Raw genomic sequence first — 11,649 nt, 5'->3', positions numbered from 1 at the left:
TACCCTCCCGTGATCCACTTCCGTCACGTAGCGTCCTGCCCTATGGCGGACAGCGGCGGGCCCCTCGTGGTGCTGGAGAACGTCAACAAGTACTTCGGCGAACTCCACGTGCTCAAGGACATCGACCTCTCCATCGACCGCGGCGAGGTCGTCGTGGTGATCGGCCCGTCCGGAGGCGGCAAGTCCACCCTCTGCCGGACGATCAACCGCCTGGAGACCATCGACTCCGGGAAGATCACCCTCGACGGCGAGCCCCTCCCCCAGGAGGGCAGGGCCCTGGCCCGGCTGCGCTCCGAGGTCGGCATGGTCTTCCAGAGCTTCAACCTCTTCGCGCACAAGACGATCCTGCAGAACGTCACCCTCGGCCCGATCAAGGTCCGCAAGGTCCCCAAGGCCCAGGCCGAGGAGGAGGCGATGGCCCTCCTGGAGCGGGTCGGCATCGCCTCGCAGGCCGGCAAGTTCCCCGCCCAGCTGTCCGGCGGCCAGCAGCAGCGCGCCGCCATCGCCCGGGCGCTGGCCATGAAGCCCAAGATCATGCTGTTCGACGAGCCCACCTCCGCGCTCGACCCCGAGATGGTCGCCGAGGTGCTGGAGGTCATGACCGACCTCGCCCGCGAGGGCATGACGATGATCGTCGTCACCCACGAGATGGGCTTCGCCCGCAGCGCCGCCCGCCGCGTGGTCTTCATGGCCGACGGCCAGATCGTCGAGCAGAGCACCCCCGAGGAGTTCTTCACCGAGGCCCGCACCGACCGGGCCCGCGACTTCCTCTCCAAGATCCTGAGGCACTAAGAGGACCCCCTGAAAGGACCAGCTCTCATGCGCCGTATCGTCCTGGCACTGGCCGCCCTCGCTCTGGGCTCCACCGCGCTGACCGCCTGCGGCGGCGGCGACGGGGGAGGCTCGGACAACCTCGTGGACAAGGCGAAGAACGACAAGAAGCTGACCGTCGGCGTGAAGATCGACCAGCCGGGAGTGGGGGTCAAGAAGCCCGACGGCACCATGGAGGGCTTCGACGTCGACGTCGCCCGCTACGTCGCCGGGAAGCTGGGTGTGCCCGAGAGCGGCATCACCTGGAAGGAGACCATCTCCGCCAACCGCGAGCCGTTCATCCAGCAGGGCCAGGTCGACTTCGTCGTCGCCACCTACTCGATCCTGCCCGAGCGCAAGGAGAAGGTGACCTTCGCCGGCCCCTACATCGTGGCCCACCAGGACATCATGGTCCGCAGCGACGAGTCCTCCGTCACCAAGGTCGAGGACCTCAAGGACAAGCGGATCTGCCAGGCGTCCGGCTCCAACTCCTACAAGCGCATCACCGACCCCGCGCCCAACGGCCAGGGCATCAAGGCCAAGCTCGTCCCGGCCGGCTCCTACAGCGAGTGCGTCGCCAAGCTCAAGGGCGGCACCCTCGACGCCGTCACCACCGACGACCTGATCCTGGCGGGCTTCGGCGCCCAGAGCCCGAGCGACTACAAGATCCTCGGCACCCCCTTCACCGACGAGAAGTACGGCGTCGGCCTGAAGAAGGGCGACACCGCCGGCTGCGAGGCGGTCAACGGCGCCATCACCGAGATGTACAAGGACGGCACCGCCGCCCAGCTGCTGAAGAAGTGGTTCGGCCAGACCGCGGGCCTGCAGCTGCCCACCGAGGCGCCCGCCTTCGAGGGCTGCGCCTGACCCGGGGCTCGGGGAGAAGCGAGAGAGCGGCGGGGTAGAGGACGATGTCAGCGCTGATCGAGAACTTCGACGCCATCATCGCCGGTTTCTGGTCGACGATCAGGCTGGCGGCGATGAGCGCCGTGCTCTCCCTGCTGCTGGGCACCCTGCTGGTCGCGCTGCGGGTCTCGCCCGTGCCGGTGTTGCGCGGGGTGGGGACGGTCTACGTCAACATCCTGCGCAACACCCCCCTCACCCTGGTGCTGCTGTTCTGCTCCCTGGGCATCAGCAACACCCTGCAGCTGAACTTCGACGCCTACGACCCGCAGTTCAACGGCTACTGGCTGGCCGTCCTCGGGTTGTCCGCCTACACCTCCACCTTCGTCTGCGAGACCCTGCGCGCAGGCGTCAACACCGTGCCGATGGGCCAGGCCGAGGCCTCCCGCGCCATCGGCCTGACCTTCACGCAGTCGATGCGGATGGTGATCCTGCCGCAGGCCTTCCGCGCGGTCATCGCCCCGCTCGGCAGCGTGCTCATCGCGCTGATCAAGAACACCACCGTCGTCATCGTCGCCGGTTACGCGGAAGCTGCGTTCATCATGAAGGACATGCTCTACGAGAGTGCCGGAACCGTCGTCATGGTGTTCCTCGGATTCGCCGCGGGCTACATGATCCTCACGCTTCCGGTCGGCTACCTCACCGGCTGGCTGGCCCGGCGGCTGGCGGTGCGCCGATGAGTACGGGAGTGCTGTTCGACGCGCCCGGCCCGCGGGCCAGGCTGCGGCACAACGTGCTGACCCTGATCGGCCTGCTCGCGGTGCTGCTGGCCGCCTGGTTCGTCTGGGCGCGCTTCGAGACCGCCGAACAGTGGGACGGCGAACTGTGGAAGCCCTTCCTCGACCCCGAGGTGTGGACGGGGCTGATCCTGCCGGGCCTGTGGGGGACCCTGTCCGCCGCCGCCGTCTCGGCGGTGCTGGCCCTGCTGTTCGGAGTGGTCTTCGGCCTGGGAAGGCTGTCGGACCACCGGTGGCTGCGGCTTCCGGCCGGCGGAGTGGTGGAGTTCTTCCGGGCCATCCCCGTCCTGATCATGATCTTCTTCGCCCAGGCCGGGGCGTTCGCGGTCTTCGGCTACGTCATGCCCGCCTTCTGGGCGGTGGTGATCGGCCTCACCCTCTACAACGGCTCGGTCCTGGCCGAGGTGTTCCGCTCCGGCGTCCAGTCGGTCGCGCGCGGGCAGTCCGAGGCCGCGTACGCGCTGGGCCTGCGCAAGGGCGGCGTCATGCGGCTGATCCTGCTGCCGCAGGCCGTCACCGCGATGCTCCCCGCGATCGTCAGCCAGATGATCGTGCTGCTCAAGGACACCGCGCTGGGCTACATCATCGCCTACGAGGACCTGCTGAACGCGGGCTTCCGCGTCATCCCGGCCAACTACGGCAACATCATCCCCGCGGCGATCGTCGTGGCGGCCGTCTACATCGCCATCAACCTGGCGCTGGGTCAGTTCGCCACCTGGCTCGAGGGACGCAGCCGCCGCAACCGCAAGTCCACCGCCGTGACGGCGGCGGCCGACCCGGTGGCCGCGGTACCGCCCCTCGGTGCCTGACCTTGTTACTTTCAGAGCTCAAGTGTCCGTTCTTGGCTCCAATCCCCCTCAGCATGCGGGACGATTCCGGTATGACCGCTCGCGTTGCCCCCTACGGTTCCTGGCCCTCCCCCATCTCCGCAGCCGACGTCGCCCGCAACCGGGTGAGACTGGGTTTTCCGACCGTCCGAGGCGATGACGTCTGGTGGCAGGAGACGCGGCCGGACGAGGGCGGCCGGACCACGGTCATGCTCAACGGGAGGGAGGTCCTCCCCTCCCCCTGGAACGCCCGCAGCCGGGTGCACGAGTACGGCGGCAAGTCCTACCTGCCGACCTCGCGCGGGCTCGTCTTCGCCAACTACGACGACCAGCGGCTGTACCTGCTGCCGCCCAGGGACGTGCGGCCGCGCCCGCTGACGCCCGAGCCGGCGATCACCGGGGGGCTGCGGTACGCCGACCTGGTGATCTCCCCCGACGCCTCCGAGGTCTGGTGCGTCTGCGAGGGTCATGTCGCGGCTCCGGCCGCCGAGGGCGACGCGCCGTCCGCTCCGGGGGTGCGGCGGGCCATCGTGGGGATCCCCCTGGACGGGCGGGCGGCCAACGACCCGGCGGCGATCAACGAGCTGGTCACCGGAACCGACTTCTACGCCTCGCCCTCGCCCTCGCCGTCCGGCGGTCACCTGGCGTGGGTGCAGTGGAGCCACCCCCGGATGCCGTGGGACGGCACCGAGCTGCGCGTCGGGGTGATCGACGACGGCAAGGTCGTCTCCCCCCGGACGGTCAAGGGCGGCATGTCCGAGTCGGTGCTGGCCCCCCTGTGGGCGGACGACAAGAGCCTGTACGTCGCCTCCGACTGGCCCGGCTGGTGGAACATCTACCAGGTCGGCCTGTACGGGGAGTCCCCCCAGGCGCTCTACCCCGCCGAGGAGGAGTTCGCGGGCCCGCTGTGGCAGCTGGGCGGCATGCCGTACGCGCTGATGGGCGACGGCCGGCTCGTCGTCATGCACGGGCAGGGCGAGCAGCGGCTCAGCCTCTACGACCCCGACACCCTGGAGCTCGAGCCGCTGGACCTCCCCTACACCGACTGGCAGATGAGCCTGTCCGCGGACGGCGAGACGTTCGTGGGCATCGGGTCCTCCCCGACGCTCCCGGCGTCCGTGGTGAAGGTCTCCCAGGGCCGGGTGACGGTGCTGCGCCGCGAGCTCGACCGGGTGCCGGACGAGGCTTACCTGCCGGCGCCGCGCGCCGAGAAGTTCGAGGGCCAGTTCGGCCGGCCGGTGTACGCCTACGTCTTCGAGCCCGCCAACCCGACGGCGATCGGCCCCCAGGGCGACCTGCCGCCGTACGTGGTGTTCGTCCACGGCGGCCCGACGGCGCGCGCCTCGGCGTCGCTCAGCCTGGAGCGCGCCTACTTCACCAGCCGCGGCATCGGGGTCGTCGAGGTCGACTACGGCGGCTCCACGGGCTACGGCCGCGCCTACCGCGAGCGGCTGCGCCGCCAGTGGGGCGTGGTGGACGTCGAGGACGTCACCGCGGTCGCCGCCGAGCTCGCCAGGACCGGGCGGGCGCACCCCGAGCGGCTCGCCGTCCGCGGCGGCAGCGCGGGCGGCTGGACCACCCTGGCCGCCGCCACCTCCGGCACCGTCTTCAAGGCCGCCACGTCCTACTACGGCGTCAGCGACGCGATGACGCTGCTGGCGGAGACCCACGACTTCGAGGCCCGCTACCCCTACGGGCTGATCGGCCCGATCCCCGGCTACGAGCGCGCCTACGAGGAGCGTTCGCCGCTGAACCGCGCCGAGCGCACCGCCTGCCCGGTGCTGCTGCTGCAGGGCCTGGAGGACCCGGTGGTCCCCCCGGAGCAGTCGTCGCGGTTCGCCCGGGCCCTGGCCGAGAACAAGATCCCGCACGCTCACCTCACCTTCCCCGGCGAGTCGCACGGGTTCCGGCGGGCCGAGACGGTGCAGGCCTGCCTGGAGGCCGAGCTGTCGTTCTACGGGCAGGCCCTCGGGTTCTCCCCTCCGGGCGTGGCGGTGCTCAAGCTGAACGAGGGGGAGGCGCTCTCCGCCTGAGGCCCGCTCAGCGGGCGTACTCGGTGGCCCTGGACTCCCGGACCACCGTGACCCGGATCTGGCCGGGATAGGTGAGCTCGTCCTCGACCTGCTTGGCGATGTCGCGGGCGATGACCTGGGCCTGGACGTCGTCCACCGCGCCCGGCTCGACCATGACGCGGATCTCCCGTCCCGCCTGCATCGCGAAGACCTTCTCGACGCCCTCGTGGGTGTCCTTGGCGATGCGTTCGAGCTGCTCCAGCCTCTGGACGTAGGTCTCCAGCGCCTCGCGCCGCGCGCCCGGACGCCCCCCGGAGATAGCGTCCGCCGCCTGGGTGAGGACGGCCTCGACGGTACGCGCCTCGACCTCGTTGTGGTGCGACTCGATCGCGTGGACGACGTCCTCGTGCTCGCCGTGGCGACGCGCCACCTCGGCCCCGACGAGGGCGTGGCTCCCCTCCACCTCGTGGGTGAGGGCCTTGCCGATGTCGTGCAGGAGCGTTCCGCGTTTGACCACGTCCACGGGCAGCCGCAGCTCCGCGGCCATGAGCCCCGCCAGGTGCGCCGACTCCACCAGGTGCTTGAGCACGTTCTGGCCGTAGGAGGTGCGGTAGCGCAGCCGGCCCAGCAGCGCGATCAGCTCGGGGTGCATCTCGGTGATGCCGACCTCCACCAGGGCGTCCTCGCCCGCCCTGACGCACAGCGTCTCGACCTCCGCCACGCTGCGCTCGTAGATCTCCTCGATGCGGTGCGGGTGGATGCGGCCGTCCAGGACCAGCTGCTCCAGCGTGATCCGGGCGACCTCGCGGCGCACCGGGTCGAAGCAGCTGAGCAGGACCGCCTCGGGCGTGTCGTCGATGATGACGTTGACCCCGGTGACCGACTCGAACGTGCGGATGTTGCGGCCCTCGCGGCCGATGATCCGGCCCTTCATCTCCTCGTGCGGCAGGTGCAGGACCGAGACCACCGACTCGGTGGTCTGCTCGCTCGCCACCCGCTGCACCGCCATGGTGACGATCCTGCGGGCCCGGTCCTCGCCCTCCTCCCGGGCCCTGGTCTCCAGCTCCCGGACGGTCAGCGCCGCCTCGCGCTTGGCCTGGTCGCGGATCTGCGCCACCAGTTCGGCCCTGGCCTGCTCGGCGGTCAGCCCCGCCGCCCGCTCCAGGGCCCGCTCCCGCTCCCGCTCGGCGCGGCCCAGCCCGGCCTCGCGGTCGTCCAGCGCCGCGGCCCGCCCGGCGAGCTCGGCGCGGCGCTCCTCGAGCCGTCCGGCGTCCTGGTCCAGCCGCTGCTCCCGTTCGGCCAGCCGGCGTTCCCTGCGCTCGACGTCCTCCAGCCGCTCCCGCGCCTCCTCCCGGAGCTCGCGGGCCTGCGCCTCCGCCTTCTCCCGAAGTTCGCGGGCCTGCGCCTCCGCCTTCTCCCCGAGCTCGCGTGCCTGCTCCCGCGCCTGTTCACGGAGCTCCTCGACCTGCTCCCGCGCCTGGTCTCGGAGCCTGGAGGCGGCCTCCTCGCCCTCCTTCAGCGCCTGCTCTCGCAGGTGCTGGAGCTCGGCCTCGGACGCCCTCCTGACCGCGGGACGGCGCAGCGTCTGCCAGGCCAGCAGGGCCAGGCTGACGAACAGCGCCGCCCCGAGTACGACGCTCTCCATGACGCAGCCCCCTCCTCACGGAAAGAGGGTCGCCTCGCGGGCGCGCGAGGCCGCCGGTTCGCCGGAAGCGCACCGGTGACCCCCGTGATCAGTCCGCGCGGAGCGGAGTGACCCTCTTTTCCGGCCACCGTAAGCCGCCCGGAGTTAATGAGCAAGCAAACACCTCGCAACCCGGATGTATCACATCGGGTCCGTCCGTAAAGCGGGATGTCGTCGCGGCTCCGGCGGGCTGGCACACTGGGCCGGTGAGGTTGACGGCTTTCTGGAGCAGGATGAACCAGCACTTCGGCGAGGGGTACGCCGAGAGCGTCGCCAGGGACCAGGTGATCGCCGAACTCGGCAGCCGCACCATCGACCAGGCGTTCGGTGACGGAGTGGACACCCGGACCGTCTGGAAGGCGGTCTGCTCGGCGTTCGACGTGCCCGACCGGCTCAGATGACGGCGAGCGCCGTCACCAGGCCGATCATCAGGTAGGTGACGGCGAGCATCCAGGTGCCCGGCTGCAGGCGCTCCTCGTGGCACAGGTCCTTGATCTTCAGCCCGATGAGCAGGTTGAAGACGATCATCGCCACGATCTGCGCGACGATCCCCACCAGGCCGTAGACGGCCGTGGCGAGCAGGCCCTCGGTCAGCGCGGCGTCCGTCGCGTAGATCGAGGCCGACACGATGACGCCCACCGCGGCCATACCGGCGGCGGCCAGCAGGCTCGCGTTCGGGTTCCGGTCGTGCCGGATCACCGACACCAGGCGGCCCGGGGTGGCCAGGTCCACCGCGTAGAAGCCGACCACGAACAGGATCAGGCCGACACCCGCGTACGCGAGGATCGCGAGGACGTTGTCACCCAACACCTCGCCGAAGGCACTGTCGAGGGCGAGAGGCATGGAGGCTCCTTAGGACGAATATCTAGAGGGGGATCCGGTGGGGAACGAAAGAGGACGTGTCGTCGGTGATGAAACCCGACGTCTCGCGGATGCCGAGGCCCGCCGACTCGTCGGCGACCATCCAGGCGCCGAGCACCGGGTGCTGGCCGTCGAACTCCGGCAGGGCCTGGAACTCCTGGAAGACGAAGCCCTCCGCGCCGTAGCGGCCCTCCGTGCTCTGGCTGAAGGACGGGGTCGTGATGGACATGCTCGCGCCCTCACGGCCCAGCAGGGGCTTCTTGATGTAGGAGGTCAGGTCCCCGGGAGCGCCCAGGTAGGCCGGCAGCAGGTTGGGATGGCCGGGGAACATCTCCCAGAGCAGGACCAGCAGGCCCTTGTTCGACAGGAGCATCTTCCACATCGGCTCGATCCAGTCGGCCTCGTCGACGAAGGCGCCGAAGGGCTCGGCGACGATCCACTCCCAGGGGTAGAGCTTGCAGAACGTCTTGATCTGCTCGCCCTCCAGGTCGCAGTAGTCCTCCCCGTCCCATCCGACGGCCTCCATCGGGAGGGGCACGCACGACCGGCCCGCCTGCTCGGCCGTCTCCTGCAGGTAGGAGATCGTCATGATCTCCTCGCCCGACTCGTCGGCGTCCGTCCAGGTGAAGTGGACGGGGCCCTCCCTCAGCCGCATCTCCTTCCAGCGGTCGACCAGGCGTTCGTGGAGTGAGTTCCACTGGTCGTCGGCCGGGAAGACGTCCTCCTTCCAGTACCACTGGATGATGGCGCTCTCCACCAGGGACGTGGGGGTGTCGGCGTTGTACTCCAGGAGCTTGGCGGGGCCGGTGCCGTCGTAACGCAGGTCGAAGCGGCCGTACAGATGCGGGTCCCGGCGCCTCCAGGACTCCTCGATCGCCGGGACGAGGCGCTCGTCGATGCCCAGCACCTCGTAACGCCCCGTCTTGACGACGTGCTCCGCGGCCTCCAGGCACATGCGGTGGAGTTCCTCGACCTGTTCCTCCAGCCGGAGGACCTCGTCCATCTCCAGGACGTAGTGGACGGACTCGTCCCAGTAGGGGCGGGTCAGGTTCTCCGGGTGGGCCGTGCGGTGGTAGGCGAGCCCCTGGGACTCGATCTTCGACTCCCAGCCGTCACGCGCCCGTGACCGTTCTCTCCGCACCGGTCAGCCGCCGCTGCTGAAACCGCTGCCGAAGCCTCCGCGCTGCAGGGTGCGCCCGGACTTCGACTTGATCTCGCCCTTGCGCGGCTTCAACGTGGTGCCCTTGTAGACGTAGCCCGCGCCGGTGGCGGTGCCGCCGTAGTACCAGAAGTAGCGTCCGCCGTTGCCGCCGGAGTCGCAGTCGCCGTCCCTGGTGACCTTGTACTGGCCTCCGCTGTGGGAGTAGCCGTCCACGCAGTCGGCCGTGTACGAGTTGCCTCCGCAGGCGGCCAGGGACATCGACAGGGTGCCGAGCATGCCGACCTTGACGGCCCGGGAGCTCATACGACGCCGGAGCATGGGGGGTATCCCTCCGTTGAAGCGATGCGCACGAATTGTAGGGGTACCGCCTCGTCGAGAACAGCGGTACACCGTGCTCAGACCTCCGAAAGGGCGATTCGGTTCACCTTCCGGTGGAATCAGCTTCACTTTCAGGCGGGATCCGGCAGGTGGAAGTAGAGATCGCCGACGTCGGCGCCGGCGGGAAGACCACTGACCTGACCGTCTCCGACCTCCACCACCCGCCACTCCCCGTCCCTGCGGCGGGCAAGATCCGTGGTGACGAAACGGCAGCCGAGAGCACGGACGGGCGGCCGGATCCGGTCGAGGGCCGGCGCGCACTCGGCGTCCGGCGTGTCCGGATGGGCGCCGACAAGGACGGGATCCCCGTCGATCCACCAGACGCGGGCCTCCACGCTGTCGTACTCCTCGAACCGGCGGACGACCACGCCCCCGGAAAGGAAGTCGTCCTGGAGTTCGACCATGCGGCGGACGGTGCGGTGGAGGCTCTTCACGTCGTGCACGTCCGGGACGTAGCAGGCCTCGTCCCACTCGTGCTTGCGGGACTTCACGTAGTCCTTGACGATCCCGGGCCCGCGCGGTAGCGCCCGTACCGCCTCGGCCAGCCGTTCCGGCGAGGGCACCTCGCGCGGGACGAGCGGCAGCCAGACGCTGGACGGCGTCAGCCCCGCGAAGGTGTCGTACCAGCCGGGGAGTTCGTGGGCGCGCTGGTAGCCGTCCGGCGGGGTCATGAGGAAGCCGCCGCGGTCCGCCAGCGCCTTGGACATCGCGTGGTACTCGGCCGCCGAGACCATCCAGCCGCGGTACCACAGGCCTCCGGTCGCGCGCGGGACCCTGCGGACCGCCTCGGCCGCCTCGCCCCGACGCAGCAGGTCGTGGTCGAGCAGAGCCAGGGCTCCTCCCGTGGCGCGGACGGTCTCCGCCTCTCGGGCGAAGTGCGGATCCACGCGCCGGGGATCGAGAGGGTCGGCGCAGAACAGAACGGTCAGGGTCATCGGTCAGCCCCCGTGTGATCGTCTGAGCGTCAGGGTACGTCGCCGCGCGCTTACCGCGCAGCCTGATTCCCGCGCCGGTTCCGGACGTCTCCGCGCTCCGTCGGCGAGTGGGACGTCGATCGAATTTATGTTCGGTAGAGTGACGATGTCGCGGGGTCCGCGTTTTTGTCAGTGGACCGGCGTAACTTCGATCCCGACATGGCGAATTCCAGCAAGAAGAACCCGACCCGACAGGGGCCCATCATGGCAGCTAACGACCGCGAGAAGGCGCTCGACACCGCCCTCGCCCAGATCGAACGCCAGTTCGGCAAAGGCTCGATCATGCGCCTCGGCGACGAGGTGCGCGCGCCCATGGAGGTGATCCCCACCGGGGCCATCTCCCTCGACATCGCGCTCGGCATCGGCGGGCTGCCCCGCGGCCGGGTCGTGGAGATCTACGGGCCGGAGTCCTCCGGTAAGACGACCGTCGCCCTGCACGCGGTCGCCAGCATCCAGAAGATGGGCGGCATCGCCGCCTTCGTCGACGCCGAGCACGCTCTCGACCCCGACTACGCCGAGAAGCTCGGCGTGGACACCAAGGGCCTGCTGGTCTCCCAGCCCGACACCGGCGAGCAGGCGCTCGAGATCACCGACATGCTGATCCGCTCCGGCGCGGTCGACCTGGTGGTCATCGACTCGGTGGCGGCCCTGGTGCCCCGCGCCGAGATCGAGGGCGACATGGGCGACAGCCACGTCGGCCTCCAGGCCCGCCTGATGTCCCAGGCGCTGCGCAAGCTGACCGGCGCGATCAGCCAGACCAAGACCACCGCGATCTTCATCAACCAGCTGCGCGAGAAGGTCGGCGTCATGTTCGGCTCCCCCGAGACCACCTCGGGCGGCCGGGCGCTGAAGTTCTACGCCTCCGTCCGGCTCGACGTGCGCCGCATCGAGACCCTCAAGGACGGCACCGAGGCCGTGGGCAACCGGGTCCGGGTCAAGGTCGTGAAGAACAAGGTGGCCCCGCCGTTCAAGGTCGCCGACTTCGACCTGCTGTACGGCGTCGGCATCAGCCGCGAGGGCGGCCTGATCGACCTCGGCGTCGAGCACGGCTTCGTCCGCAAGTCCGGCGCCTGGTACACCTACGAGGGCGACCAGCTGGGGCAGGGCAAGGAGAACGCCCGCAACTACCTCAAGAGCCACCCCGAGACCTCCGACGAGATCGAGAAGAAGATCAAGGAGAAGCTCGGTGTGGGCCCCCGCGTGGACGCCCCCGCCGACGCCCAGGCGGCTCCGGCCGCTCCGGCCCGCCGCACCCGCACCGCCTCGGCTCCCAAGCCCGGCGACTGAGCGGCCCTCCGGGG

Annotated in this window: 12 protein-coding genes; 7 read left to right on the top strand and 5 right to left on the bottom strand. The window is 70.0% G+C overall.

The genetic code is table 11. The features are described 5' to 3' along the window. The first annotated feature begins 42 nt into the window (after positions 1 to 42). From ABD327_RS27350 to ABD327_RS27330, 5 genes are all read left to right on the top strand, one after another. Positions 43 to 792, top strand: a complete 750-nt coding sequence (locus tag ABD327_RS27350; RefSeq protein WP_344454273.1) for an amino acid ABC transporter ATP-binding protein — start codon at positions 43 to 45, stop codon at positions 790 to 792. Between the two features lie 27 nt (positions 793 to 819). After that, complete coding sequence (locus ABD327_RS27345; protein ID WP_344454271.1) at positions 820 to 1,677, top strand: glutamate ABC transporter substrate-binding protein; 858 nt, start codon at positions 820 to 822, stop codon at positions 1,675 to 1,677. Positions 1,678 to 1,721: 44 nt separating this feature from the next. Beyond that, positions 1,722 to 2,393, top strand: coding sequence for an amino acid ABC transporter permease (locus ABD327_RS27340; RefSeq protein ID WP_344454270.1), 672 nt, complete (start codon positions 1,722 to 1,724; stop codon positions 2,391 to 2,393). Further along, a complete protein-coding gene (locus ABD327_RS27335; protein WP_344454269.1) occupies positions 2,390 to 3,259 on the top strand; it encodes an amino acid ABC transporter permease in 870 nt (289 codons plus the stop codon). Before ABD327_RS27340 ends, ABD327_RS27335 begins: the two co-directional genes overlap by 4 nt. Positions 3,260 to 3,330: 71 nt before the next feature. Beyond that, positions 3,331 to 5,310 carry a S9 family peptidase gene (locus ABD327_RS27330; RefSeq protein WP_344454267.1) on the top strand — a complete coding sequence of 660 codons (1,980 nt, stop codon included), beginning with the start codon at positions 3,331 to 3,333 and terminating at the stop codon, positions 5,308 to 5,310. Between the two features lie 7 nt (positions 5,311 to 5,317). Here the strand turns inward: ABD327_RS27330 and rny are convergent, their stop codons facing one another. Further along, a complete protein-coding gene (gene rny / locus ABD327_RS27325) occupies positions 5,318 to 6,934 on the bottom strand; it encodes a ribonuclease Y (RefSeq protein WP_344454266.1) in 1,617 nt (538 codons plus the stop codon). Between the two features lie 245 nt (positions 6,935 to 7,179). Between rny and ABD327_RS27320 the strand changes: the two genes are divergently transcribed. Continuing rightward, positions 7,180 to 7,374 (top strand): DUF3046 domain-containing protein, encoded by a 195-nt coding sequence (locus ABD327_RS27320; RefSeq protein WP_344454265.1) that lies wholly within the window; start codon positions 7,180 to 7,182, stop codon positions 7,372 to 7,374. Here ABD327_RS27320 and ABD327_RS27315 read toward each other — a convergent pair. The 4 genes from ABD327_RS27315 to ABD327_RS27300 all read right to left on the bottom strand — a co-directional run bounded on the left by ABD327_RS27315 (position 7,367) and on the right by ABD327_RS27300 (position 10,309). Continuing rightward, positions 7,367 to 7,816 carry a DUF350 domain-containing protein gene (locus tag ABD327_RS27315; RefSeq protein WP_344454264.1) on the bottom strand — a complete coding sequence of 150 codons (450 nt, stop codon included), beginning with the start codon at positions 7,814 to 7,816 and terminating at the stop codon, positions 7,367 to 7,369. The genes ABD327_RS27320 and ABD327_RS27315 overlap by 8 nt on opposite strands. Before the next feature lie 22 nt (positions 7,817 to 7,838). Beyond that, positions 7,839 to 8,975: a glutathionylspermidine synthase family protein gene (locus tag ABD327_RS27310; RefSeq protein ID WP_344454262.1), complete on the bottom strand. Its 1,137-nt coding sequence runs from the start codon at positions 8,973 to 8,975 to the stop codon at positions 7,839 to 7,841. Positions 8,976 to 8,978: 3 nt separating this feature from the next. After that, on the bottom strand, positions 8,979 to 9,314 hold the full coding sequence (locus tag ABD327_RS27305; protein ID WP_344454257.1) for a hypothetical protein: 336 nt from the start codon (positions 9,312 to 9,314) through the stop codon (positions 8,979 to 8,981). Positions 9,315 to 9,445: 131 nt separating this feature from the next. Beyond that, positions 9,446 to 10,309 (bottom strand): ATP-grasp domain-containing protein, encoded by an 864-nt coding sequence (locus tag ABD327_RS27300; RefSeq protein ID WP_344454255.1) that lies wholly within the window; start codon positions 10,307 to 10,309, stop codon positions 9,446 to 9,448. A 243-nt stretch (positions 10,310 to 10,552) separates the two neighbouring features. On the opposite strand from ABD327_RS27300, the gene recA reads away from it, so the two are divergent. Beyond that, the gene (gene recA, locus ABD327_RS27295) at positions 10,553 to 11,635 is read left to right on the top strand and encodes a recombinase RecA (protein ID WP_344454253.1); all 1,083 of its coding nucleotides are present in this window, start codon (positions 10,553 to 10,555) and stop codon (positions 11,633 to 11,635) included. Positions 11,636 to 11,649: the final 14 nt, after the last annotated feature.

It is taken from the genome of Actinocorallia aurantiaca (assembly GCF_039533685.1).
In the GTDB taxonomy this organism is placed as follows: domain Bacteria; phylum Actinomycetota; class Actinomycetes; order Streptosporangiales; family Streptosporangiaceae; genus Actinocorallia; species Actinocorallia aurantiaca.
This window is presented reverse-complemented; position numbering and strand designations above follow the sequence as displayed.